Origin of the sequence: Comamonas sp. SCN 65-56, from assembly GCF_001724135.1 — a bacterium.
GTDB lineage: Bacteria > Pseudomonadota > Gammaproteobacteria > Burkholderiales > Burkholderiaceae_C > Comamonas_C.
Window position 1 is genome coordinate 1 of sequence record NZ_MEDS01000018.1, and the last position, 23,631, is coordinate 23,631.

Annotated in this window: 23 protein-coding genes and 3 tRNA genes; 14 read left to right on the top strand and 12 right to left on the bottom strand. The window is 62.5% G+C overall.

Features of this window, described 5'->3' with window-relative positions; translation table 11 throughout:
* Positions 1-180 precede the first annotated feature (180 nt).
* From ABS45_RS10725 to ABS45_RS10755, 7 genes are all read right to left on the bottom strand, one after another.
* Positions 181-256 (bottom strand) — tRNA-His (locus ABS45_RS10725).
* 46 nt (positions 257-302) lie between these two features.
* Positions 303-2,225, bottom strand: a complete 1,923-nt coding sequence (locus ABS45_RS10730; protein WP_291555531.1) for a SurA N-terminal domain-containing protein — start codon at positions 2,223-2,225, stop codon at positions 303-305.
* A 63-nt stretch (positions 2,226-2,288) separates the two neighbouring features.
* A tRNA-Val gene (locus ABS45_RS10735) sits at positions 2,289-2,364 on the bottom strand.
* A 15-nt stretch (positions 2,365-2,379) separates the two neighbouring features.
* A complete protein-coding gene (locus ABS45_RS10740) occupies positions 2,380-2,733 on the bottom strand; it encodes an HU family DNA-binding protein (protein WP_291555610.1) in 354 nt (117 codons plus the stop codon).
* Positions 2,734-2,879: 146 nt separating this feature from the next.
* A complete protein-coding gene (gene pgsA, locus ABS45_RS10745) occupies positions 2,880-3,446 on the bottom strand; it encodes a CDP-diacylglycerol--glycerol-3-phosphate 3-phosphatidyltransferase (RefSeq protein ID WP_291555532.1) in 567 nt (188 codons plus the stop codon).
* A 49-nt stretch (positions 3,447-3,495) separates the two neighbouring features.
* Positions 3,496-4,419 carry a stomatin-like protein gene (locus ABS45_RS10750; protein ID WP_291555533.1) on the bottom strand — a complete coding sequence of 308 codons (924 nt, stop codon included), beginning with the start codon at positions 4,417-4,419 and terminating at the stop codon, positions 3,496-3,498.
* A 32-nt stretch (positions 4,420-4,451) separates the two neighbouring features.
* Positions 4,452-4,889: an NfeD family protein gene (locus ABS45_RS10755; RefSeq protein WP_291555534.1), complete on the bottom strand. Its 438-nt coding sequence runs from the start codon at positions 4,887-4,889 to the stop codon at positions 4,452-4,454.
* Between the two features lie 142 nt (positions 4,890-5,031).
* Here ABS45_RS10755 and ABS45_RS10760 point away from each other — a divergent pair, with 142 nt between their 5' ends.
* The 14 genes from ABS45_RS10760 to ABS45_RS10825 all read left to right on the top strand — a co-directional run bounded on the left by ABS45_RS10760 (position 5,032) and on the right by ABS45_RS10825 (position 20,534).
* The gene (locus tag ABS45_RS10760; protein WP_291555535.1) at positions 5,032-7,308 is read left to right on the top strand and encodes an arginine/lysine/ornithine decarboxylase; all 2,277 of its coding nucleotides are present in this window, start codon (positions 5,032-5,034) and stop codon (positions 7,306-7,308) included.
* Positions 7,309-7,532: 224 nt separating this feature from the next.
* Complete coding sequence (gene thrS, locus ABS45_RS10765; RefSeq protein ID WP_291555536.1) at positions 7,533-9,452, top strand: threonine--tRNA ligase; 1,920 nt, start codon at positions 7,533-7,535, stop codon at positions 9,450-9,452.
* Between the two features lie 78 nt (positions 9,453-9,530).
* Positions 9,531-10,139, top strand: coding sequence for a translation initiation factor IF-3 (gene infC / locus ABS45_RS10770; protein WP_291555537.1), 609 nt, complete (start codon positions 9,531-9,533; stop codon positions 10,137-10,139).
* 180 nt (positions 10,140-10,319) lie between these two features.
* Positions 10,320-10,517 carry a 50S ribosomal protein L35 gene (gene rpmI / locus ABS45_RS10775; protein ID WP_291555611.1) on the top strand — a complete coding sequence of 66 codons (198 nt, stop codon included), beginning with the start codon at positions 10,320-10,322 and terminating at the stop codon, positions 10,515-10,517.
* A gap of 18 nt (positions 10,518-10,535) precedes the next feature.
* Positions 10,536-10,895 (top strand): 50S ribosomal protein L20, encoded by a 360-nt coding sequence (rplT, locus tag ABS45_RS10780; RefSeq protein ID WP_291555538.1) that lies wholly within the window; start codon positions 10,536-10,538, stop codon positions 10,893-10,895.
* Between the two features lie 102 nt (positions 10,896-10,997).
* Positions 10,998-12,071, top strand: coding sequence for a phenylalanine--tRNA ligase subunit alpha (pheS, locus tag ABS45_RS10785; protein ID WP_291555539.1), 1,074 nt, complete (start codon positions 10,998-11,000; stop codon positions 12,069-12,071).
* 113 nt (positions 12,072-12,184) lie between these two features.
* A complete protein-coding gene (pheT, locus tag ABS45_RS10790; protein WP_291555540.1) occupies positions 12,185-14,614 on the top strand; it encodes a phenylalanine--tRNA ligase subunit beta in 2,430 nt (809 codons plus the stop codon).
* Complete coding sequence (locus ABS45_RS10795; protein ID WP_291555541.1) at positions 14,611-14,949, top strand: integration host factor subunit alpha; 339 nt, start codon at positions 14,611-14,613, stop codon at positions 14,947-14,949. Before pheT ends, ABS45_RS10795 begins: the two co-directional genes overlap by 4 nt.
* An 85-nt stretch (positions 14,950-15,034) precedes the next feature.
* Positions 15,035-15,415 (top strand): MerR family transcriptional regulator, encoded by a 381-nt coding sequence (locus ABS45_RS10800; protein WP_291555542.1) that lies wholly within the window; start codon positions 15,035-15,037, stop codon positions 15,413-15,415.
* A 24-nt stretch (positions 15,416-15,439) separates the two neighbouring features.
* Positions 15,440-15,516, top strand: a tRNA-Pro gene (locus tag ABS45_RS10805).
* Positions 15,517-15,738: 222 nt separating this feature from the next.
* Positions 15,739-16,278, top strand: coding sequence for a polyhydroxyalkanoate synthesis repressor PhaR (gene phaR / locus ABS45_RS10810; protein WP_291555543.1), 540 nt, complete (start codon positions 15,739-15,741; stop codon positions 16,276-16,278).
* A 104-nt stretch (positions 16,279-16,382) separates the two neighbouring features.
* Entirely contained in the window at positions 16,383-18,527 is a 2,145-nt protein-coding gene (ovoA, locus tag ABS45_RS10815; RefSeq protein ID WP_291555544.1) for a 5-histidylcysteine sulfoxide synthase, read from the top strand.
* A gap of 253 nt (positions 18,528-18,780) precedes the next feature.
* The gene (locus ABS45_RS10820) at positions 18,781-19,818 is read left to right on the top strand and encodes an ADP-ribosylglycohydrolase family protein (protein WP_291555545.1); all 1,038 of its coding nucleotides are present in this window, start codon (positions 18,781-18,783) and stop codon (positions 19,816-19,818) included.
* Positions 19,819-19,835: 17 nt separating this feature from the next.
* Positions 19,836-20,534: an FAD-dependent oxidoreductase gene (locus ABS45_RS10825; protein WP_291555546.1), complete on the top strand. Its 699-nt coding sequence runs from the start codon at positions 19,836-19,838 to the stop codon at positions 20,532-20,534.
* Here the strand turns inward: ABS45_RS10825 and ABS45_RS10830 are convergent.
* From ABS45_RS10830 to ispF, 5 genes are read right to left on the bottom strand one after another with little or no spacing between them, the layout of a single operon-like run.
* Positions 20,528-21,067, bottom strand: a complete 540-nt coding sequence (locus ABS45_RS10830) for a TPM domain-containing protein (protein ID WP_291555547.1) — start codon at positions 21,065-21,067, stop codon at positions 20,528-20,530. The two genes, ABS45_RS10825 and ABS45_RS10830, sit on opposite strands and share 7 nt — an antisense overlap.
* A gap of 15 nt (positions 21,068-21,082) precedes the next feature.
* Positions 21,083-21,961 carry a TPM domain-containing protein gene (locus tag ABS45_RS10835; RefSeq protein ID WP_291555548.1) on the bottom strand — a complete coding sequence of 293 codons (879 nt, stop codon included), beginning with the start codon at positions 21,959-21,961 and terminating at the stop codon, positions 21,083-21,085.
* A gap of 20 nt (positions 21,962-21,981) precedes the next feature.
* Positions 21,982-22,587, bottom strand: coding sequence for a LemA family protein (locus ABS45_RS10840; protein ID WP_291555549.1), 606 nt, complete (start codon positions 22,585-22,587; stop codon positions 21,982-21,984).
* Positions 22,588-22,612: 25 nt separating this feature from the next.
* Positions 22,613-23,122 carry an ecotin family protein gene (locus ABS45_RS10845; protein WP_291555550.1) on the bottom strand — a complete coding sequence of 170 codons (510 nt, stop codon included), beginning with the start codon at positions 23,120-23,122 and terminating at the stop codon, positions 22,613-22,615.
* A 26-nt stretch (positions 23,123-23,148) separates the two neighbouring features.
* Positions 23,149-23,628, bottom strand: a complete 480-nt coding sequence (gene ispF / locus ABS45_RS10850) for a 2-C-methyl-D-erythritol 2,4-cyclodiphosphate synthase (protein WP_291555612.1) — start codon at positions 23,626-23,628, stop codon at positions 23,149-23,151.
* Positions 23,629-23,631 lie beyond the last annotated feature (3 nt).

A 23,631-nucleotide genomic window follows, 5' to 3' on the forward strand; every position in this document is an offset into this window, starting at 1 on the left:
ACCGTCCAGAAAAAAGCTAACCGAAGCCCCCACCGTGGGGCTTTTTTGTTGCTGGGGCTGGGTGGCTACACGCTGGCTACATGGTGCAAAACCCTGTACTGCTGGCTACATGGTGGCTACATGAGCCGGTAAAGAAAAAACCCCGCTACCGTTTAGATAGCAGGGTTTCCTTTGTTTGCTTGGGGTGGCTGATGGGGCTCGAACCCACGACAACAGGAATCACAATCCTGGACTCTACCAACTGAGCTACAGCCACCGTAGCCGCCGATTATATCTGGCAATTGCTGGCGAAAAACGCAGCGTTACTCCTGTTCGGATGGATTGACAGACGGCCGCGGCACCTTGATCTGCGCCTTGTAGCGTTGCTTGAGCAGATCATAGTATGCAAGGGCTTCGGCTTGGGTCCATGCTTGGGAGTACTGCTGCTGCAGCGCCTTTTGCTGGGCTTCGCCTTCAGCCTCGCGGGGCACGATGCGCTCCAGCTTCACGACGGCGTAGCCCTGCGCTCCGAGATCAACCCCAACCCAGGCCGGGAGTTTGTCCGCCGGGGCGCGCAGGACAGCATCCAGCAAACGCTGCGGCTGCTGCTGCGGCTGATCTCTTGAAACTGTGACGGCGGGTGCAAGACCGGTAGCGCTGGTTGGCGCTTGCTGCCAGGCAGCCAGCTTGGCGACACCATCCGCCTGAGCCATCTCGGCCGATTTCTGCGCCACATAGGCACTGCGCACACGATCCCTGGCCTTGTCGAACGGCAAGGTTTCCGCCGGTTGGTAAGCGGTGATTCGCCCGGCGGCAATCTCATTGCTCCCCACTTCAACGGCTTCGGTGTTGCGCTTGGCCTGCAGCGATTCGGGTGTGAAAAGTGCATCCAGAAAGCGTGGATTTGCCAGCACACCTTTGGCATCCACAGCGGGTGTACGCGTGACGCCAGTGGCGGCCTGAATCTTGAGCTTGAGTTTGTCGGCCACCGGCTGCAGGCTGTCGGGCTGCTCGTACACGATGTTGGAGAAGGTTTCAGCCACTTCGGCAAACTTGCGCTGCGCCTGCTGCTGACGCAGCTCCGCTTCCAGTTTGGGACGCACCTCATCAAAGCTTGGAATCTTGGAAGGCTTGATGTCGGTCAGCATGATGATGTGGTAGCCGAAATCGGTTTCAACCACGTCGCTGATATCGCCTTTCTTCATCGAGAACACGGCCTCTTCAAATGGCTTGACCATGGCATCGCGGGTAAAAAACCCCAAATCCCCGCCTTGCGCGGCCGAGCCCGGATCCTGCGAACTTTTCTTCGCCACCTCGGCAAAGCTGGCCGGGTCCTTGCGCACCTGCGCCAGCAGTTCCTCGGCCTTCTTCCTGGCCTTTTCGCGCTCAGCGGCAGGCGCATCCTTGGGTGCGTTGATCAGGATATGACTTGCACGTCGCTCCTCCTTGGTGCCCAGACGATTCTGGTTCTCCTTGTAGTAGGTGCGCAGGTCGTCCTCGCTGACGGTCAACCCATCCTTGATGGCGTCAATATCCAGCACCACATACTCGACAGTCGCCTCTTCTGCCTGTCGGAAAAGCGTCGGATGGTCGTTGTAGAACGTCTGCAGGTCTGCCTCATTGACGGTGACTTTGGATGCATAGCTGGCCGCATCAAAACGGGCCACCTGAATCTCACGACGCTGCAGCAAGGCATCCATGCCCAGGCTGCTTTCGGCCGGCGTGGCAAAGGCGGTGGAAGCCACGCCGCCCATCACCTGGGCCACGGCCAGATCGTTGCGCATCTGCGCTTCAAAGCCTTCTGGAGTCAGGCCCTGTGCACCCACCAGGGCGCGATAGGCCTGCGTGTCCAGGCTGCCATCGGGCTTGCGCAGCTGTGCAATCACCGGAATGCCTTGCAGCTCGCGTGCCAGCTGGGCGTCGCTCACCGTCAGATGCAGTTGGCGCGCCGCAGTAGCGAGTACGCGGTCGCGCACCAGGCGCTCAAGCATGGCATAGCGTGCCTGCGGCGAATCAAGCAGCTTGCTGTCCACGCCTGGCTGCTGGGCGCGCAAGCGATCGGCTTGTTCCCTATGGGCGTTGTCCCAATCGGTCTGTGTGATGGCCTTCCCATCCACGCTCGCAACCGTCGGGCTTTTCTCGGAAAAGTAGTTGCCGTCAATGCCAAAGAGCACAAAGGAAGGAATGATCAGCAGAAACAGCACCCCCATGACGATCTTGGAGTGCTTGCGGATGGATTCAAACATGAACTGGTCTCTTAACGGCAACAAAACAAAAGGCGAACAAGGTGTTCGCCTTCGGGTTGTGAATGGTGGGTGCTGACGGTCTCGAACCGCCGACCTACGCCGTGTAAAGGCGCCGCTCTACCAACTGAGCTAAGCACCCTTTCTCAATCGTCCATCAATTCAAAGCATCCTTCAACGCCTTGCCGGGACGGAACTTCGGCACTTTCGCGGCCTTGATTTTAATCGTTGCACCCGTGCGTGGGTTGCGACCGGTGCGTGCCGCACGCTTGCCCACGGCAAAGGTGCCAAAACCGACGAGCGAGACCGTACCGCCTTTTTTTAGCGTCTTCTTGACTGCGTCAATCGTCGACTCCAGCGCCCGCGTGGCGGCAGCCTTGGAAATGTCAGCGTGGTTTGCAATGTGCTCGATCAGTTCGGTCTTGTTCACAAGGTGCCTCTCATGGATAGAAGAAATGAAATGTCGTGTTCTGTACAGTGGCTGCAATTTGCCGCGAACTGCTCGCGGCATTTGCACGGCGCAAGGGCAACTGCGCATTGCAGCCGCTCCATTAAAGCCGCGGTGATTTCAGGTGTCAATCCGTCCCATCCCGATGCACGGCCGCGCGAATTCTAGTCGCATTTTTTCCCGTTCCGCATACCTGCGCGACACCGGCTTCATCGCGTGCGCGCGCGGATTTCCGGCAGCGCGCGCTGCAGGTAGTAGACCATCGACCACACGGTCAGTACCGCCGCGAGCCAGATCAGCCACGTACCCCAGACACCTGTATCGAACACCTCAAAAAAACGCCCGTCGTACAACAGCAAAGGAATCGCCAGCATCTGCACGGTGGTCTTGAGCTTGCCCAGCATGTGCACCGCCACGCTGCTGCTGGCGCCGATATGGGCCATCCACTCGCGCAGTGCACTGATGGCAATCTCCCGACCAATGATGATCAGCGCGACAAACACATCCACACGCCCCAGGTGCACCAACACCAGCAGCGACGCGCTGACCAGGAATTTGTCGGCCACCGGGTCCAGAAATGCGCCAAAGGCGGAAGACTGGTTGAGTTTGCGCGCCAGATAACCGTCAAGCCAGTCGGTTGCTGCAAACACCACGAACAGCACCGTTGCCGCGAGGTTGCGTTCGGCACCGCTCAACGGCATGTAGAACACCCCGACGATCAAGGGGATTGCGACGATACGCGCCCACGTCAGGAGCGTTGGAATAGTCAGAAACATCGGCCTGAACGCAGCAACGCGCAGTTAGTCACCTCTGGTGCGCATGGTGTCAGGCCCCGCCCGGGTGCTGCCCGGTCTGGATCATCTTCATGGCTGACGTGATCAAGGCAGAGACCTCGGTCATGGTGCTGGGCACGACCAGCGTCGTCGTGGCGTCCGAGGCAAGACGGCCATAGGCATCCACCGCCTTCTCAGCCACCTTGAGCTGCACCGCCTGCTCTCCGCCCGGCTGGCGAATGGCTGCCGCCACTTGCCCGATCGCTTCGGCCGTAGCAGTGGCGACGGCCATGATGGCCGCGGCCTCCCCCTCGGCATTGTTGATCTGCGACTGCTTTTCGCCTTCGGATTTGGCGATGGCCGCCTGTTTCTGTCCATCCGCCAGATTGATTTCCTCCTGGCGCTTGCCTTCGGACGTGGCAATCACCGCGCGCTTTTCGCGCTCGGCGGTAATCTGGGCCTGCATGGCCCGCAGGATCTCCGCCGGCGGCGTGAGGTCCTTGATTTCATAGCGCAGCACTTTCACGCCCCAATTGAGCGCTGCCTCGTCGATCGCCGCCACCACCTGCCCGTTGATGATGTCGCGCTCCTCAAAGGTTTTGTCCAGTTCCAGCTTGCCGATCACGCTGCGCAATGTGGTCTGCGCAAGCTGGGTGATGGCCACGACGTAATTGCTCGATCCATAGCTCGCACGCATAGGGTCGGTCACCTGGAAGTACAACACTCCATCGACCTGCAGCTGGGTGTTGTCGCGCGTGATGCAGACCTGGCTGGGCACATCCAGCGGTATCTCCTTGAGGCTGTGCTTGTAGGCCACCCTGTCGACGAAAGGAATGATGAACTTTGGCCCGGGGGCGAGCGTACCAGCGTACTTCCCCAGTCGTTCTATGACCCACGCGTTCTGCTGCGGCACGATCTTGACGGCGCGGACGATGAAGATGACGGCAATGACAAAAATGGCGATGGCGACGTACATGATTGGCTCCTCTCTTCCCTTGTTGCATTCACTCAAGCAGTGAGCGACTCCAGCAGCAGACGGCTGCCCACCAGCTCCACAACCCTGTGCGGGCCCGTCACGGGAACGGCGCCGTCGCGGTGTATTGCCGTCCAGTTGGCGCCGCGGTATTTCACCACGGCCGTTCCGTCCGCGGCCCATTCGTTCACCTGAACGGTTTCTCCCACATCCAGATTGACGCTGCGATCGGCGCGCGCAGGTGGATCTCCCGGGCGGCGGCGCTTGACCCAGTATGCCGCGAACACCGCGCCCGCGCCCACGATGGCACAGGCCACGATCTGCGTGACGCCGGACAGGCCAAGGTGGGCGGCGATGGCTCCCGCCGCAAGGCCGATGGCCAGCATCAACAGATAAAACGTTCCGCTGAGCAGTTCAATTACCACTGCCACTGCCGTCACCAGCCACCACAAGGTGGATGCACCCAAATCCATTGGACACTCCCTTTCATTGCTCGACGTGCAATGTTGTTTGCGCCACTCGATTGTGGGTCAAACAGCCGACGATCTTCGAGGCCGGCCGATTTTTCATACACTTCGCGCCGTTTTGTGGTCCCGAGCTTGCCGGAGGCAGCGCATGAAATTTCGTTTTCCGATTGTCATCATCGACGAAGATTACCGTTCCGACAACACCTCGGGACTGGGCATACGCGCGCTCGCGCAGGCCATTGAGGAAGAAGGCTTCGAGGTGCTCGGCGTCACCAGCTACGGCGATCTGACCCAGTTCGCGCAGCAGCAAAGCCGCGCCAGCGCCTTCATTCTGTCGATCGACGACGAGGAGTTCACGCTGGGCGCGGGGCAGGATCCAATCATTCACAGCCTGCGTGCCTTCATCGAGGAAGTTCGGCGCAAAAACCCGGATGTGCCGATCTACATCTACGGCGAGACCAAGACCAGCCGCCACCTGCCCAACGACATCCTGCGCGAGCTGCACGGCTTCATCCACATGTTCGAGGACACGCCGGAGTTCGTGGCGCGCCACATCATTCGCGAGGCCAAGAGCTATCTGGAAACCATCCAGCCACCGTTTTTCAAGGCGCTGCTCGACTACGCCGAGGATGGCTCGTATTCATGGCACTGCCCAGGGCATTCGGGTGGCGTCGCGTTTTTGAAGAGCCCGATCGGGCAGATGTACCACCAGTTCTACGGCGAGAACATGCTGCGCGCCGACGTGTGCAACGCGGTGGAAGAACTGGGGCAATTGCTTGATCACAACGGCGCGATCGGCGAGAGCGAGCGCAATGCGGCGCGCATCTTCAATGCCGACCATTGCTTTTTCGTGACCAACGGCACGTCCACCAGCAACAAGATCGTCTGGCACCACACCGTGGCCCCGGGCGATGTGGTCGTCGTGGATCGCAACTGTCACAAATCCATCCTGCACGCCATCATCATGACGGGCGCTGTGCCGGTGTTTTTGAAGCCCACGCGCAACCACTTCGGCATCATCGGCCCGATTCCGCAAAGCGAATTCGAGCCCGCCACCATCCAGGCCAAGATTCGCGCCAACCCGCTGCTCAAGGGCGTGGACGCGAAAAAGGTGAAACCGCGCGTGCTGACGCTCACGCAATCCACCTACGACGGCGTGCTCTACAACACCGAGACCATCAAGCAGATGCTCGACGGCTACGTGGACAACCTGCACTTCGATGAAGCATGGCTGCCGCACGCCGCGTTTCATCCGTTTTATGGCTCCTACCACGCGATGGGCAAGAAGCGCGCACGGCCGAAAAAATCCGTGGTGTATTCCACGCAGTCCATACACAAACTGCTCGCGGGCATCAGCCAGGCGAGCCACGTGCTGGTGCAAGACAGCCAGACGGCCAAGCTCGATCGGCACCTCTTCAACGAGGCCTATCTGATGCACACCTCAACCAGCCCGCAGTACAGCATCATCGCCAGCTGTGACGTGGCAGCGGCGATGATGGAGCCCCCGGGCGGCACCGCACTGGTGGAGGAGTCCATCCTGGAGGCGCTGAACTTTCGCCGCGCGATGCGCAAGGTGGAGCAGGAGTTCGGCAAGGGCGACTGGTGGTTCAAGGTCTGGGGGCCGGAGAAAATTGCCGAAGAAGGCGTGGGGCGCGCGGAGGACTGGATCATCCGCAGCGACGGCAAGGGCCGCAAGAACGGGCACCGCTGGCACGGCTTCGGTGATCTGGCAGACGGCTTCAACATGCTCGACCCGATCAAGTCGACCATCGTCACGCCGGGGCTTGACCTGGACGGAAAATTCCACAAGGTCGGCATTCCCGCGAGCATCGTCACCAAGTACCTCGCCGAGCATGGCGTGGTGGTCGAGAAAACCGGGCTCTACAGCTTCTTCATCATGTTCACCATCGGCATCACCAAGGGCCGCTGGAACACGATGCTCACCGCGCTGCAGCAGTTCAAGGACGATTACGAGAAAAACCACCCGATGTGGCGCATCCTGCCGGAGTTCTGCCAGCAGCACAAACGCTACGAGCACATGGGCCTCAAAGACCTGTGCCAGCACGTGCACGAGCTCTACGCCCGCTACAACGTGGCGCGGCTGACGACCGAGATGTACCTCTCGCCGCTCACGCCCGCGATGAAGCCCAGCGACGCGTTCGCGCACATCGCGGCGCGCAAGACAGAGCGTGTGGAGATCGATCACCTGGAAGGGCGCGTGACGACAAGCCTGATCACCCCCTACCCGCCCGGCATTCCGCTCTTGATTCCGGGCGAAGTGTTCAACCGAAAAATCGTGGATTACCTCAAATTCGCGCGCGAGTTTTCACGCTTGTGTCCGGGCTTTGAGACCGATATTCACGGCCTGGTCGAGATGGAGGATGCCGAAGGAACGATGCGCTATTACGCCGATTGCGTGGCGTAAATTCGTGACACCGGTAGAATTGGGCTCTTTACGGATTACAAGGGCGAGAAAGGCAATGTCGGTTATGACACCGCGAACTAGCACGGAGACCACCACCCGTCCTTGACGGTCATCGTTCGCGCCTGCCCGAAATCTCTCTCCCACACGAAAAGCGCGGACACCAGGTTCGCGCTTTTTTCTTTTCAAGCGCGCCCATCGCACCATAACGCCACGAAAGATTTCTCATGATCGCCATCACGCTTCCCGACGGTTCACTACGCGAATTCCCCGGCCCGGTCACCGTCGCCGAAGTGGCCGCTTCGATCGGCACGGGCCTGGCCAAGGCCGCGATCGCGGGCAAGGTGAACGACAAGGTTGTCGATACCGCGTACTCCATCGCGCAAGACAGCCGCCTGGCCATCCTCACGGCCAAGGACGCCGAGGGGCTGGAGGTGATCCGCCACTCTGCCGCCCACCTGCTGGCCTATGCAGTGAAAGAATTGTTCCCCGACGCGCAGGTGACGATAGGCCCGGTGATCGAAAACGGCTTTTATTACGACTTTTCGTACAAGCGCCCGTTCACGCCCGAAGACCTCGCGGCGATCGAAAAGCGCATGACCGAACTCGCCGCCAAGGACGAACCGGTGGTGCGCCGCGTGCTGCCGCGCGATGCGGCCGTTGAGTACTTCAAGGGCCTGGGCGAGCACTACAAGGCCGAAATCATCGCCAGCATCCCGCAGGATCAGGATGTGAGCCTGTACCGCGAGGGCGGCTTCGAAGACCTGTGCCGCGGCCCGCACGTGCCCTCGACGGGCAAGCTGAAATTCTTCAAGCTGATGAAGGTGGCTGGCGCCTATTGGCGGGGCGATCACCGCAACGAGATGCTGCAGCGCATCTACGGCACGGCCTGGGCCAGCAAGGAAGACTTGCAGCAGTACCTGACCATGCTGGAGGAAGCCGAAAAACGCGACCACCGCCGCTTGGGGCGTGAGCTCGATCTGTTTCACATCGACGAGCACTCACCCGGCACGGTGTTCTGGCATCCGCGCGGCTGGGCGATCTGGCAAGAAGTCGAGCAGTACATGCGGCGCGTCTACCGCGACAACGGCTACCAGGAGGTCAAGGGCCCACAAATTCTGGACAAGGGCCTGTGGGAGAAAACCGGCCACTGGGAAAAATACCGCGAAAACATGTTCACGACGGAGTCAGAAAAGCGCGACTACGCCTTGAAACCGATGAACTGCCCGGGCCACATCCTGATCTTCAAGCAGGGCGTGAAAAGCTACCGCGACCTGCCACTGCGCTATGGCGAATTCGGCGCTTGTCACAGAAACGAGCCGACAGGCGGGCTGCACGGCATCATGCGCGTGCGCGCCTTCACGCAGGACGATGGCCACATCTTCTGCACCGAAGATCAGATCCAGGACGAGGTGCTGGCATTCACGCGCGTGCTGCAAAAGGTCTACGCCGATTTCGGCTTCAAGGACATCATCTACAAGATCGCGACGCGCCCCGAGGCGCGCATCGGCTCTGACGAGGTCTGGGACAAGGCCGAGGCGGCGCTGATCGAAAGCCTGAAGGCCTCGGGTTGCGGCTATGAGCTCTCACCCGGCGAAGGGGCGTTTTACGGCCCGAAGATCGAATACACGCTCAAGGACGCGATCGGGCGCCAGTGGCAGTGCGGCACGATCCAGGTGGATTTTTCCATGCCTGAACGGCTGGACGCCGAATACGTCGGGGAGGACGGTGCGCGCCATCGCCCGGTGATGCTGCACCGCGCCATCGTCGGTTCGCTGGAGCGCTTCATCGGCATCCTGATCGAGCAGCACGCGGGCGCACTGCCCGTGTGGCTGGCGCCGGTACAGGTGGCAGTGCTCAACATCACCGACGCGCAAGCCGACTACTGTCGCGAAATTGCCGCAAAGCTGCAAAAAGCGTTGCCGAATCAAGGCCTTAGGGTAGTGACCGGCCTGGGTAACCAAAAGATTACGTATAAAATACGCGAGTTTGCGCTGCAAAAGCCGCCCTACATCCTCGTCGCTGGCGACAAGGAAAAGGCGGCAGGTGCAGTTGCAGTGCGCGCCCGGGGCAATGTCGATCTGGGCGTGATGTCTCTCGACGCTTTCGTCGAACGAATCGCACGGGACATCGCCGCCAAGGCCTGAATTTCATAGCCGAATCATGCTTTGACGCGCGCCAGCAGTGCGCAAGCGGCTACGCTTTTCGTAGTCAACTGAACAGAGGTGAAAACCATCGCTACTGAATACCGTGATCGCCGTCACCGCGAGGAACGCAAGCACAGGCTCAACCGTGAAATCATGGCTCCCGAGGTTCGCCTCTCGGGGCCGGACAACGAAGCCATAGGCATCGTGAGCCTGCAGGAAGCCCTGCGCATGGCCGGCGACCTGGACGTGGATCTGGTGGAGATTGCCGCCACCGCCAATCCGCCGGTCTGCCGCCTGATGGATTACGGCAAGTTCAAGTACCAGGAACAGAAGAAGGCGGCGGAGGCCAAAGCCAAGCAGACCGTCATCGACATCAAGGAAGTGAAATTCCGCCCTGGCACGGACGATGGCGACTACAACATCAAGCTGCGCAACATCCGCCGCTTTCTGGCCGATGGCGACAAGGTCAAGGTCACGCTGCGTTTTCGCGGCCGCGAGATCACGCACCAGAACCTGGGGCTGGCCCTGCTCAATCGCATCCGCGATGAGCTGGCCGACACCATCCTGGTCGAGCAGTTTCCCAAGCTTGAAGGCCGTCAGATGATCATGATGATCGCCCCGGCGCGCAAAAAACCCGCCGCCCCGGTAAAGGCACTGACTGCCAGCAGCACGACGGCTGCCGCATAAAGTTGGCAATGGAATTGAATGTGGTGCGGCAGCCTGCTGCCACGCCAACAGGCAGTGCGGTGAACGCACTGCCGCACGAGCAGCGCCGCAAGGCCTGATCGTCAAAAGTGGCTCGGGGCCTGCAAGGGTGCACAAGGTTGTGCACACGCCTCACGAGCACAAATGAAGAGGAGCATGCAAATGCCCAAAATGAAGACCAAGAGCGGCGCGAAAAAGCGTTTCCGCGTTCGTCCGGGTGGCACCGTGAAGCGGGGCCAGGCGTTCAAGCGCCACATCCTGACCAAGAAGAGCACCAAGAACAAGCGCCAGTTGCGTGGCATGGTCGGGGTGCATGACGGTGACATGGGCTCCATCGCCAAGATGTCTGTAATTCACTGACGAACAAGGAGAAAACACATGCCTCGCGTCAAACGTGGTGTTACGGCTCGCGCCCGCCATAAAAAGGTTCTCGCCCTTGCCAAGGGTTTTCGCGGTCGTCGCGGCAACGTCTTTCGCATCGCCAAACAGGCGGTGATGAAGGCGGGCCAATACGCCTACCGTGACCGCCGCAACAAGAAGCGCGTGTTCCGCCGTCTGTGGATCACCCGCATCAATGCGGCCGTGCGTGTGCAAGGGTTGACCTACAGCCAGTTCACCAACGGACTGAAGAAGGCCATGATCGAGATCGACCGCAAGATGCTGGCCGACCTCGCAGTGCACGACGAAGCTGCGTTCAGCGGCATCGTGGAGCAGGTCAAGGCCAAGCTGGCAGCCTGAGTCGGCACGCAATTGCTATTTCAAACGTAGCAATTCGCGCACTCCCCACGAGGGCCAGAGCTTGCAAAGGCACTGGCCCTCGTTTTTATTTGCGAAGTTGTCATGAACGATTTGGATACCCTGGTTGAAAGCGCCCGCACGCAATTTGCCGCCGCCAGTGCGCCCCACGATCTGGAGAACGCCAAGGCGCAATTCATCGGCAAGTCCGGTCGACTGACCGAGCTGATGAAGGGGATGGCACAGCTATCGCCCGAGGAAAAACGCACACGCGGCGCCGCCATCAACACCGCCAAACAGGCCATAGAGGCTGCCTTGAACGCACGCCGCCAGACGCTGCAGGATGCCGAGCTTGAAGCCCATCTCAAGGCCGAGGCGCTGGACGTGACGCTGCCAGGGCGTCAGCGCGGGCACGGCGGCCTGCACCCGGTGACACTCACCATGGAGCGCATCGAGGGCATCTTCGGCTCCATGGGGTTCGACGTGGCCGACGGCCCGGAGATCGAGACCGACTGGTTCAGCTTCACCTCGCTCAACAACCCGCCCAACCACCCGGCGCGCTCGATGCAGGACACCTTCTACATCGACGGCAACGGCAGCGACGGCCTGCCGCTGAACCTGCGCCCGCACACCAGCCCGATGCAGGTGCGCTATGCCCACGCCCACGTGCGCAAATACGGCAACGGCTTTGATCCGCGCTCGGGGCAGCTCTACAGTGGCCCCATGCCCGACATCCGCGTGATTGCGCCCGGGCGCACCTACCGCGTCGATTCGGACGCCACGCATTCGCCGATGTTTCACCAATGCGAAGGCCTGTGGCTGGGCGAGAACGTGAGCTTCAGTGACCTCAAAACCATTTTCACGGGTTTTTGCCGCACGTTCTTTGAGAACGACGATCTAGTGCTGCGCTTTCGCCCCAGCTTCTTCCCCTTCACTGAGCCAAGCGCCGAGATCGACATCCAGTTCCCCTCGGGGCCGCTGGCCGGCAAGTGGCTGGAAGTGGCCGGCTCGGGCCAGGTGCATCCCAACGTGGTACGCCACATGGGGCTCGATCCCGAGCGCTACATCGGTTTCGCCTTCGGCATGGGCCCGGACCGCCTGACCATGCTGCGTTACGGCGTGAATGACCTGCGGCTGTTCTTTGATGGCGATATCCGCTTTCTGTCGCAATTTCAGTAAAAAGAGAGCTGTCAGCGCCTGTCTGGCATGGATATAAAACCGTTTTGTTATTGAAAGCGTTTCACAGCAAGCGCGAAAAGCTACTCAAACAAGAGCATTCCCGAGAAAACCCCATGCAATTTCCTGAATCGTGGCTACGTGAATTCTGCAACCCGCCGCTGGACACGCAGGCGCTGGCCGATCTGCTGACCATGGCCGGCCTCGAAGTGGAAGACACCCGGCCGGTTGCCCCGCCCTTTTCCGGGATCGTCGTGGGCGAGATCAAGGATGCGCAACCACACCCCAACGCCGACCGCCTGCGCGTGTGCCAGGTGGACGTGGGCGCCGCGCAGTTGCTCAGCATCGTCTGCGGCGCGCCCAACGCGCGCGCGGGCATCCGCGTGCCCTGCGCGCTGGTTGGCGCCGAGCTGCCGCCGGGCGACGACGGCAAGCCGTTTCACATCAAGACAGGCAAGCTGCGTGGCGTGGAGAGCCACGGCATGCTGTGCTCGGCGCGTGAGCTCAAGCTCTCGGAAGACCATGCCGGCTTGCTGGAACTACCTGCCGACGCGCCGCTGGGTCAGGACATCCGCGCATACCTCCAGCTCGACGACACCCTGTTCACGCTGAAGCTCACGCCCAACCTCGGCCATGCCCTGAGCGTGCATGGCGTCGCGCGCGAAGTGGCGGCGCTGACCGGCGCGCCGCTCAAGGCGCCGCCACTGCCAACGATCGCGCCCACCAACGCCGATCGCCTTGCCGTCACGATTGAGGCTGCCGACCTCTGCGGCCGCTTCTCCGGCCGCGTGGTGCGCCACATCAACCCGCGCGCGCAAACGCCGCGGTGGATGGTCGAGCGCCTGGCGCGCTGCGGCCAGCGCAGCGTCTCGCCACTGGTGGACATCTCCAACTACGTGATGTTCGAGCTGGGGCGCCCCTCGCACATCTTCGATCTCGAAAAGATCGCAGGAGGCCTCACGGTGCGCTGGGGCAAAGCAGGAGAGCAACTCAAGCTGCTCAACGGCAACACCGTCACCGTAGATGAAAAAGTAGGCGTGATTGCCGACCGCAACGGGCTGGAGTCGCTCGCCGGCATCATGGGCGGCGACACCACCGCAGTGAGCGACGACACGCGGCATGTTTTCATCGAGGCTGCCTTTTGGTGGCCCGACGCCATTGCCGGGCGCTCGCGCCGCTTCAATTTCTCGACCGATGCGGGACACCGCTTCGAACGTGGCGTTGACCCCGCGCTGACCGTGGAGCATATCGAGCACATCACCGCGCTCGTCCTGCAAATTTGCGGCACACCGGAGACCACCTGCGGCCCCATCGTGGATGACCAGCCCGCCATGCCCCAGCCCACGCCGGTGCGCCTGCGCGTGGCGCGCGCCGCCAAGGTGATTGGCATGCCACTGACCCAGCCGCAGTGCGCCGACGCGCTCAAGCGCCTGGATCTGGCAGTCACCCAGGAAGACGGCGCCGTGAAGGTGGTGCCACCAAGCTATCGGTTTGATCTGCGCATGGAGGAAGACCTCATCGAAGAGGTTGCCCGCATCATCGGCTACCAGAACCTGCCTGCCGACGCCCCCCTGGGCCGCATCGCGCCACGGCTGCAGGCCGAAAGCCAGCGTGGCCGCTATGTGGTGCGCCGCGAAATGGCGGCACTGGACTACCAGGAAACCATCAATTTCAGCTTCGTCGAAGAACGCTGGGAGCACGAGCTCGCAGGCAACGACGCGCCGATCCGTCTGCTCAACCCCATCGCCAGCCAGATGAGCGTGATGCGCTCCACGCTGCTCGGTTCGCTGCTGCAGGCACTCAAGTTCAACCTGGACCGCAAGGCGGCACGCGTGCGCCTGTTTGAAGTCGGCCGCGTGTACCGGCGCGATGCCCGGGTGAAAGATACCGACGCCACCGTGCAAGGCTACGCCCAGCCTGTGCATATCGCCGCACTGGCCTACGGCAGCGCCAGCGCGCTTCAGTGGGGAACGAAAGAGCGCGCGGTGGATTTTTACGATGCCAAAGGCGATGTGGAGGCACTGCTGTCGCCTCTGAAGCCCAGCTTTGAAGCCACCGAACACTCGGCGATGCACCCCGGGCGCTGCGCCTGCGTACGGCTGGACGGCAAGGTCATTGGCCACGTCGGCGAGTTGCATCCGCGCTGGCGCCAATCGTGGAGCCTGGCCCAGGCCCCGATGTTGTTCGAGCTCGACTTCAACGCCGTGCTGCAGCGCAAGGTGCCCGCCTTCGCATCGGTCGCGCGACTGCAGCATGTGGAACGCGACATTGCCATCGTCGTGGCCGAGAGCATCACCCACCAGCAAGTCCTGCAGGCAGCGCAAGGCGCGCTCGCTGCCGATCTGCTGCGTTCCTGCGTGTTGTTCGATGTCTTTCGCCCACAGGCAGGCGCCTCCTCCGGCAGCCTTGCAAGTGGCGAGAAAAGTTTGGCCATCCGCCTGACGCTGGAAAGTGGCAATGCAACCCTGACCGACACCGACATCGACGCCGCCGTCCAGCAGGTAGTGCAGGCGCTGGCACAACAAACGGGAGCCCGACTGCGATGAACCAACCCGCCGCACCGTTCGAGATTGAACTCGCCGTCGAGAGCCTGGAGACACCGGCGCTCACGAAAGCGCAGCTGGCGGAATTGCTCTTCGAGCAGATCGGCCTGAACAAGCGCGAAGCCAAGGACATGGTAGACGCGTTTTTCGACCTGATCGTCGAAAGCCTGGCACGCGGCGAAGACATCAAGCTGTCCAACTTCGGCAACTTCCAGATACGCACCAAGGCTCCGCGTCCGGGGCGCAATCCGCGTACCGGCGAAGTGATCCCCATCGAAGCGCGGCGCGTGGTGACGTTTCACGCAAGCAACAAACTCAAGGAGCAGCTGCAGGAGTAAGGCAGCGTCTCATCCCGGCACTGCCCATCGATGACGGTCTGCAGTACCCTACGCAGTTTGTGGCGCATTCTTTGATCTGACCGACATGAGCTCCGTGCTGCCCGCGATCCCTGCCAAACGCTATTTCACCATTGGCGAAGTGGCCGAGCTATGCAACGTCAAAGCCCATGTGCTGCGCTATTGGGAGCAGGAGTTTTCACAGCTGCGCCCCATGAAACGCCGCGGCAACCGGCGCTACTACCAGCATCACGAGGTGCTGATGATCCGGCGTATCCGCGATTTGCTGTACGAGCAGGGTTTCACCATCAGCGGCGCGCGCAATCGGCTGCAAGAGCTGGCCCATGGTTCCACGTCAACCCAGGCTTGCGCGACGCCCGAAGCGGTTGCTTCTGCCCTGCCGCCACTAACGCCGGAGCAGATGCGCATGGAGCTCGAAGAAATCCGCAGATTGCTGCTGGAGCAGTGACAGTCACGCTACAATCCCACTCTTCGGCGTGTAGCGCAGCCTGGTAGCGCACTTGCATGGGGTGCAAGGGGTCGCGAGTTCGAATCCCGCCACGCCGACCATTTAAATCAAGGACTTGGCTTCGAAAGGGGCTAAGTCCTTTCTTCATCGCCCCTTCGAAACCTACCGTTGTTCCAACCATTGTCCCAACTCCAAACCCGGAGGGGGTTTTACAGTCTCCGCCGGGGATGGCAGTAAAACGCGATACACGGGGCTCGCCCTTAAAATCTGCTGCACTGCAATACAGCCCGCCTCCGCAGGCCATTGCATCAAGGAGACAAACGGTGCCAGACCATACCGCCCCCCAAGAATCCAAAGCCGCGCCGCGGATCATCAAAAAATACCCGAACCGGCGGCTCTACGACACATCCACGTCCACCTACATCACGCTGGCCGAAGTACGTCAGCTGGTGATTGACGGTACGCAGGTCGCGGTGCGCGACGCCAAATCGGGCGAGGACCTCACGCGTTCCATCCTGCTGCAGATCATTCTGGAGGAAGAAGCCGGCGGCGCCCCGATGTTCAGCGAAGCGGCACTCGCCAATATCATCCGCTTCTATGGCCATGCGATGCAGGGCTTCATGGGCGCCTACCTGGAAAAGAACGTGCAGATGTTCACCGAGGTCCAGGCCAAGCTCGCCGAACAGACCAAGACCATCACACCCGAGATGTGGAGCCACTTCATGAATCTGCAGTCGCCGATGATGCAGAGTCTGATGGGCAGCTACGTGGAACAGTCGCAGACGGTGTTTCAGCACATGCAGGAGCAGATGAACAAGCAGACCGAGCAAATGCTGGGGGCCTTCGGGATCAAGCAGCGTTGATGCGCCGCGGGCCGCGGGCGAATGGGAGCGAATAACCGGCCTCGGGCATCCAGCGGGCGTTGGTGTTAACCTTTTTGGCTCGCGCCACCCCTGCATGCATACCCATGAACCGAATCGACCCAGCCCTGCTCACTACGCCGCAAAGCCCCTTTTCCCTGGCCCGGCGCTTTGACCTGCGGGCCGACAGCCCTGAAGATTTCCGCCAGCGGCTGCGCCACTATTTCACCCAGACTTTTGATTGCACCGAATCGCTTTTTCGCACGCTGGCCTGCGAAGACGCGTGGTACCAGCGGCCGATCACGCTGCGCCATCCGCTGATTTTTTATTACGGTCATGTGGCGACCTTCTTCACCAACAAGCTGCTGCTCACGCGCATGATCAGCGAGCGCATCGATCCGCAGCTCGAATCCGTCTTCGCCGTCGGCGTGGACGAGATGAGCTGGGACGATCTGAACGACGCACATTACGACTGGCCCAGCATCGCCCGGGTGCAGGACTACCGCGACAAGGTACGGGCGATGGTGCTTGGCCTCATCGACCACGCGCCGCTCACGCTCCCCGTGAACTGGGACCATCCCTGGTGGGCCATCGTCATGGGGGTGGAGCATGAACGCATTCACATTGAAACCTCATCGGTACTGATGCGCCAGCACCGCCTGGATTGGGTGAAAGCGCAGCCCGACTGGCCCGCCTGCAGCGATACCGGGAAGGCGCCGCACAACACGCTGATCGATATCGCCCAGGGGCAGGTGCAGCTCGGCAAGCCGTTGGACAGCCCGCGCTATGGCTGGGACAACGAGTACGGCCACCACGAGGTGGATGTGCCGGCGTTTCAGGCCAGCCGCCTGCTGGTGAGCAACGGCGAGTTTCTGACCTTCGTGCAGGCGGGTGGCTACGCCAACAACGCGTACTGGGACGACGAAGGGCAGCGCTGGCGCGACTTTGCCAAGGCCAGCCAGCCGACCTTCTGGGTGAAGGCGGGTGCGCAGTGGCGGCTGCGCCTGCTGGCGCAGGAAATCCCCATGCCGTGGAACTGGCCGGTGGAAGTCAACTGCCTGGAGGCGCGCGCCTTTTGCCGCTGGAAGGCAGCCGAAAGCGGCCAGAGCGTGCGCCTGCCCACCGAAGACGAATGGCATCGCATCCTGTCGGCAAGCGGTTGGGAGCTGTCCCCGGCACCACCGGCGAATGCCAACCTCTACCTCGAGCACTGGGCGTCTTCGTGCCCCGTGGACCGTTTCGAGCATGGGCCGCTCTGTGATGCCGTCGGCAACGTCTGGCAGTGGACCGAAACACCAACCTACCCCTTCGAGGGCTTCAAGACCCACCCGATCTACGACGATTTCACCACGCCCACGTTTGACGACCGGCATAACCTGATCAAGGGCGGCTCCTGGATCTCCGCTGGCAACGAAGCCGAACCCGAATCACGTTACGCCTTCAGGCGTCACTTCTTCCAGCACGCCGGTTTTCGCTATGTGGTGGCGCAGGCGCCCGTCGTCCCGCTGGCCTCGCAGTATGAAACCGATGATCTGGTGACCCAGTACATGGAATTCCATTTTGGCGCCGAGTACTGGGGCGTGCCCAATTTCCCCAAGGCACTGGCGCAGATCGCCATCGAGGCCACAGGTCAGGGAGCGCACCGCCGCGCCCTGGACTTGGGTTGCGCCGTAGGGCGCGCCACCTTCGAGCTGGCCCGGCATTTCGACGAAGTCACGGGCATGGATTTTTCCGCCCGCTTCATCGACCAGGGTGTGGCTCTGGCACGCGGCGACACCGTGCGCTACACCGCAACGGAGGAAGGCGAGCTGGTGGAATACAAGGCAATCAGGCTTGCCGACCTGAGCCTTGAAGACACCGCCGCCCGCGTGCAGTTCTGGCAAGGCGACGCCTGCAACCTCAAGCCGCAGTTTTCCGGCTACGACCTGATCCTCGCGGCCAATCTGATCGACCGGCTCTACGACCCGACGCACTTTCTGCAGGTGATCCATGAGCGCCTGGTCGTCGGCGGCATCCTCATGATCACCTCGCCCTACACCTGGCTCGCCGAGCACACGCCGCGCGAGAAATGGCTGGGTGGCTACAAGAAGGACGGCGAGAGCTGGCGCACGCTCGATGCGCTCAAGGCCTTGCTCGGCGCGCACTTTGTCCTGCAAGGCGAGCCGCGGGATGTGCCCTTCGTCATCCGCGAAACCCGGCGCAAGTTCCAGCACACGCTGTCGCAGGCAACGATCTGGAAGCGCGTGCGCTGACCTTCACGCAAGCACTCGCAGCGAGTGCTGTCTTGCAGGTGCGCCAGTGCGCGCATTGCCTTGTCGCCCTATCCTGCAGCCAATACTCAGAGCTTGAGAGGAAATTGCCCATGTCCGAAAGGTGCGTCAAAACGCTGCCAATCGAGGCGCAAAACGCAGCCATAGCTCGGGCTATGGCGAGTATTTGCAACGAAGAGTGGTGGTGTTTTGGCGTGCAGGGCGGGCATGGGGGATTGCCTCTCAAGCTCTATTGATGGGAGCCCTCATCGGCGACGCGCTGGCCGTCGGGCCGCACTGGTACTACAACCTGGACGAGCTGCGCGCCGCCTACGGCCCGTGGATCAGCGACTACACCACGCCCAAGCCGGGGCGCTATCACGACGGGCTCAGGGCCGGCGATTCATCGCAGGCCGGTGTGCTGCTGGAGTTGACCATGCGTTCGCTGGCAGAACAAGGCCGCTACGACGAGCAGGACTTTTGCCAGCGACTCGATCGCGACTTCTTCCCGCTGATCGACGGCACGCCCAACAACGGGCCTGGCGGCTACACCAGCCAGTCGATCCGCGAGACTTACCGGCTGCGCGTCACGCTCGGCAAGCCCTGGGGCCAGGTCAGCGGCTGGGCCGATACCACCGAGGCGGCGGAGCGCGTCTTGGCAATCGCCGTGCGCGATGCGCGCGACCTGGGCGCGCTGGCCCGCGACGTGAGCAGCAATACCGCACTCACGCAGGCCGATGGCGTGGTCGGCGCGATGACCACCGCCTACGCGCTGGCGCTGGGCCTTATGGTGCAGGGCGAGCGCTTTGACGGCCGCATCTCCGACAAGCTGATGGCGCGCGTGCGCGCGGGTACGCTGCCGTTTCACAGCGTCACCAACGCCGGCGAAGACTCGGTGCCGCCCGGGCCGGAGCGACCGCGCCACACAGGGCAGTTTGCTTCGCCCGACGCGTTGATCGGCATGGGCCATATCGCCGCCGCCGCGCTCGACCCGGCGGTGCGCATCGAGCCGGCATGGAAAGTGTCCGAGGTCTACGGCATGCCGTGTGCGGTTTACCACCAGTTTCCTGCCGCCTACCACCTGGCGGCGCGCTTTGCCGACGATTTTGAAAGCGCGGTGCTGCATGCCGTCAACGGCGGCGGTCAGAACCAGGCGCGCGCCATTCTCACGGGCGCGCTGGTGGGCGCGATGGTGGGCCTGAGCGGCATTCCGGAGCGCTTCGTCACCGGGCTGGCGCGGCACGAAGCGCGGCTGCAACTGGCGCGGCGCATTGCGGCGCAGGCCGCGGCCTGACATACAAGAGGAACGAAATGACAACGACGTATGACGTGCGCCTGCTGCACAAGCGCGAAGTGGCCGAGCACACGATGGAGTTCACGATCGAAAAGCCCGCCGGCTTCGAGTACCGCGCCGGGCAGTTTGGCGACATCGTGCTCCCGCCCTCCACCGGGCTGGATGCGCAGCACAACAAGCACGGCTTTTCCTTTGTCAGCGCGCCGTTTGAAGACACATTGCGCATGACGACGCTGATGCGCGCCAGCAGCGCGTTCAAGCAGGCGGCGGTCAAGGTGCCCGATGGCACCATGATTCAGTTGCTGGCGTTGTGGGGCAATTTTGTGCTGCACAAGAAGGCCAGCCAGCCGGCGGTGTTCGTCACGCGCGGCATCGGCATCACGCCGGTGCGCGGCATCATCGCGCAGGCCACGCACGAGAAGGCCGAACACGCGATCACGCTGATCTATGCCAACCCCGCACCGGCGCAGGCGGCCTATCACGAGGAGTTGCTGGAACTCAGCCGTCGCAACCCGCACTTCGCCTACGTGCCGGTGTTCACCAACGCACAGGGGCCGCTGACGGCGCAGACGCTGCGATCGCACACCCACGCGCTGGGCGATGCGATCTGCTACGCCTCGGGACCGATCAGCACGGCCAGCGAATTGCGCGGCCTGCTGCTTGAGGCCGGGGCGGATGAAGACAACATCCGTACCGAGGAATTCGAGGGTTACTGAACCACCGGCTCGTCAGCCAGTTCATTGCCGGGCGGCAGCACGTCGTCCGGCACGCGCGGAAAGTGCGCGACCAGCAGCGCCGAGACCTCCCCCAGCGCCTGCGTCAGGCCGTCTTCAAATCGGTCCGCGTGCAGCGCACCGCTCAGGCGCGCGAGCATCGCATCCCACTCGGGCTGAGGCACTTGCCGGGCCAGCGCGCGGTCGGCGACGATTTCGATGGCGCGCTCGGCCAGCAACAGGTAGATGAGCACGCCGTTGTTGCCCTCGGTATCCCATATGCGCAGCTTGGAGAACATCATCAGCGCACGCGAGCGCACCACGTGAGGCAGGCTCTGGCGATGCCAGAGGTGGCGCCACAAATAGCTCACGGGCAGGCTGGCCTCGACGCACAGTCGCACCTGCCCGGTGTGGCGCGCCTCGCTGGCGGCCACGCGCGCGGCCAGGCGCTGGCGCATGGCGGGCGGCACGACACGCCGCGCATCGGCCTCGTCAAGCCAGGCGTGGCGCAGCCAGCGTTTGAAATGGGTCCACATGCGTTGCTGCCCCCGTCACCAACTGCCGCTGGCGCCGCCGCCGCCAAAATCGCCACCGCCACCCGAGCTGAAACCGCCGGAGCTGAAACCGCCCGAGCTGCCGCCAAAGCCGCCACCACGTGATCGGCCCGAGCCGCCGCGTTCGATCATCGCGGCCAGCAGGGCGTAGACCATCGCCATCAGACCGATGACGAGCGCCACGATCATCGTCATGCCCCAGATTCCCCATGCCAGCGCCCCCACCACGGTGCCTATCCCCAGCGCCGCGAGCTTGCGCCCCAGGATCAGGCTGGCGATCTGGCTCAGCACCGGAATGGCGATGAGCGCCGGAATGATGAGGTCGAACACGTCATCGGGCGTCGTGCCCGGACCGCCGTCGTTCACTTCGGGCAGGGGCTCACCGCGGATACGTGCGGCCAGTTGGTCGACCGCGGCATCCAGCCCGCCGGCAAAATCACCCCGGCGAAACGCTGGGGTCATCACGTCGCTGATGATGCGCCCGGCCGCGATGTCGGGCACCGCGCCTTCCAGCGCCTTGGCGACTTCGATGCGCATGCGATGATCGTCCTTGGCCACGACGACGATCAGGCCATCGCCCACATCGCTGCGGCCAAGCTTCCAGGCATTGCCGATGCGGTTGGCATAGGCGGCGATGTCCTCGGGCGCGGTGGTCGGCACGATCAGCACCACCACCTGCGAGCCCATGTCGCGTTCGAGTTGCGCGAGCTTTTCTTCCAGAGCGCCCTGCTGCGCAGCATCCAGCGTCGCCGTCTGGTCGATCACACGGCCAGTGAGCTCGGGTACCGGCAGCAAGCCCTGCGCCCAAGCACCCGCCAGCAATCCAACCATCAAAAAGATAGCTGCAATCGCTTTGCGCACAAGCGCCAGAGCCATTTTTTATCTCAAAATTTTGCTTACTTGCTCTTCCCGGTGCCGAAGTCCACCTTGGGTGGCTTGCTGATTTCGGCTTCATTGGCAACGCTGAAATTTTCCTTGGGTGCGTAGCCGAAGACCTTGGCCGTGAGGTTGGTCGGGAACTCGCGCGCCAGCACGTTGTAGGCCTTCACTGCCTCGATATAGCGCCCGCGCGCGACGGCGATGCGGTTCTCCGTGCCTTCCAGCGCCACGCGCAGATCGGCAAAGGCCTTGTTGGCCTTGAGGTCCGGATAGCGCTCCACCGTCACCATCAGGCGGCTGAGCGCGCTGCCGAGTTCGCCCTGCGCCGCCTGGTACTTGGCAAACGCCTGCGGGTCGTTCAAGAGCTCGGGCGTGACCTGAATGCTGCTCGCCTTGGCGCGCGCCGCTATCACCTTGGTGAGCGTGTCCTGCTCAAAATTCGCCTCGCCCTTGACGGTGGCGACGAGGTTGTCGATCAGGTCAGCGCGGCGCTGGTACTGGTTGACCACTTCGCTCCAGGCGGATTTGGTCGACTCATCCAGGCGCTGAAAATCGTTGTAGCCACAGCCCATCAGCAGGCTGGTCATCACGACCGCCACCATCAGTTGCAAAAAGCGCTTCATCACGGTTTCCTGAAAATGGGGGTACTCAACGCGGCATGACGCCCTGCACCGCGCCCGCCTGCCAGACGCGCCAGCGCAGCTCAAAGCCGTCGGGCACGAACACCACCACCGGCAGCTTGCTGTTGTAGCGCACGAGCAGCGGCTCGGCCTGCACAAAGCCGGGCTTGGCGCTGTTCGGCGGGCACATCATCATGGTCGAAAGCACCCGCCCCTGACTGCTGAACACCCAGTAGGCATAGCCCCAGCCCTGCACATCGCGCGTCTCGAACCGGCCATCCATGCCGCGGGTGTTGCAATCGACCGGCATCGTCTTGCCGGCGATGAGCTCCAGCTTGTGGTCATTTTCATCGGGCAGTTGGGGCAGCTCGATGACATGGCGCTGGTGGCCCGCCAGCGTGGTCGGGAAGGCCTTGAGCTCCTTGGCAGCCGCCGGGTTGGAGGAAGAAGACATGGGTGGCTGGGCGCAGGCAGCGAGCGCCAGTGCACACACGGGCAGCAACAGCGCCAGGCGCCGATTTTCAAAACGGGTTTTCATGGGGAAGCGAATGTAGCAGGCAGCGTTCAGCCTGCGGTCAGCAGCGCCACCGCACGCGCCTGCATCGCCAGGCCCTGCCCGACCGGACCCAGGCGCTCGGCGGTCTTGGCCTTGACGCTCACGCAGTCGATCTGCAGCCCCAGCGCTTGGGCGATGCAGTCGCGCATCGCGGGGATATGCGGCGCAAGGCGCGGCGCCTGGGCGATCACGGTGCTGTCGACATTGGCGATCTGCCAGCCCTGGGCGCGCACGGCCTGCGCCGCCGCAGTCAGCAGCACGCGCGAATCGACGCCCTTCCAGCGCGCATCGGTGTCGGGGAAATGGCTGCCGATGTCACCCAGCGCCGCAGCGCCAAGCAGGGCATCGGTGATGGCATGCAACAACACATCGGCATCCGAATGTCCGAGCAGCCCTGCCGCGTGCTCGATGCGCACACCACCGATCACCAGTGCCCGGCCGGGCACCAGCGCATGAATGTCCCAGCCTTCGCCTATGCGCATCCGCATCGC

Bases quoted from the DNA above. Each gene is read 5' to 3' on its own strand.
- ABS45_RS10730 (WP_291555531.1), bottom strand. From the start codon at position 2,225: ATGTTTGAATCCATCCGCAAGCACTCCAAGATCGTCATGGGGGTGCTG.
- ABS45_RS10740 (WP_291555610.1), bottom strand. From the start codon at position 2,733: ATGCCGCGAGCAGTTCGCGGCAAATTGCAGCCACTGTACAGAACACGA.
- pgsA (WP_291555532.1), bottom strand. From the start codon at position 3,446: ATGTTTCTGACTATTCCAACGCTCCTGACGTGGGCGCGTATCGTCGCA.
- ABS45_RS10750 (WP_291555533.1), bottom strand. From the start codon at position 4,419: ATGTACGTCGCCATCGCCATTTTTGTCATTGCCGTCATCTTCATCGTC.
- ABS45_RS10755 (WP_291555534.1), bottom strand. From the start codon at position 4,889: ATGGATTTGGGTGCATCCACCTTGTGGTGGCTGGTGACGGCAGTGGCA.
- ABS45_RS10760 (WP_291555535.1), top strand. From the start codon at position 5,032: ATGAAATTTCGTTTTCCGATTGTCATCATCGACGAAGATTACCGTTCC.
- thrS (WP_291555536.1), top strand. From the start codon at position 7,533: ATGATCGCCATCACGCTTCCCGACGGTTCACTACGCGAATTCCCCGGC.
- rpmI (WP_291555611.1), top strand. From the start codon at position 10,320: ATGCCCAAAATGAAGACCAAGAGCGGCGCGAAAAAGCGTTTCCGCGTT.
- rplT (WP_291555538.1), top strand. From the start codon at position 10,536: ATGCCTCGCGTCAAACGTGGTGTTACGGCTCGCGCCCGCCATAAAAAG.
- pheS (WP_291555539.1), top strand. From the start codon at position 10,998: ATGAACGATTTGGATACCCTGGTTGAAAGCGCCCGCACGCAATTTGCC.
- pheT (WP_291555540.1), top strand. From the start codon at position 12,185: ATGCAATTTCCTGAATCGTGGCTACGTGAATTCTGCAACCCGCCGCTG.
- ABS45_RS10795 (WP_291555541.1), top strand. From the start codon at position 14,611: ATGAACCAACCCGCCGCACCGTTCGAGATTGAACTCGCCGTCGAGAGC.
- ABS45_RS10800 (WP_291555542.1), top strand. From the start codon at position 15,035: ATGAGCTCCGTGCTGCCCGCGATCCCTGCCAAACGCTATTTCACCATT.
- ovoA (WP_291555544.1), top strand. From the start codon at position 16,383: ATGAACCGAATCGACCCAGCCCTGCTCACTACGCCGCAAAGCCCCTTT.
- ABS45_RS10820 (WP_291555545.1), top strand. From the start codon at position 18,781: ATGGGAGCCCTCATCGGCGACGCGCTGGCCGTCGGGCCGCACTGGTAC.
- ABS45_RS10825 (WP_291555546.1), top strand. From the start codon at position 19,836: ATGACAACGACGTATGACGTGCGCCTGCTGCACAAGCGCGAAGTGGCC.
- ABS45_RS10830 (WP_291555547.1), bottom strand. From the start codon at position 21,067: ATGTGGACCCATTTCAAACGCTGGCTGCGCCACGCCTGGCTTGACGAG.
- ABS45_RS10835 (WP_291555548.1), bottom strand. From the start codon at position 21,961: ATGGCTCTGGCGCTTGTGCGCAAAGCGATTGCAGCTATCTTTTTGATG.
- ABS45_RS10840 (WP_291555549.1), bottom strand. From the start codon at position 22,587: ATGAAGCGCTTTTTGCAACTGATGGTGGCGGTCGTGATGACCAGCCTG.
- ABS45_RS10845 (WP_291555550.1), bottom strand. From the start codon at position 23,122: ATGAAAACCCGTTTTGAAAATCGGCGCCTGGCGCTGTTGCTGCCCGTG.
- ispF (WP_291555612.1), bottom strand. From the start codon at position 23,628: ATGCGGATGCGCATAGGCGAAGGCTGGGACATTCATGCGCTGGTGCCC.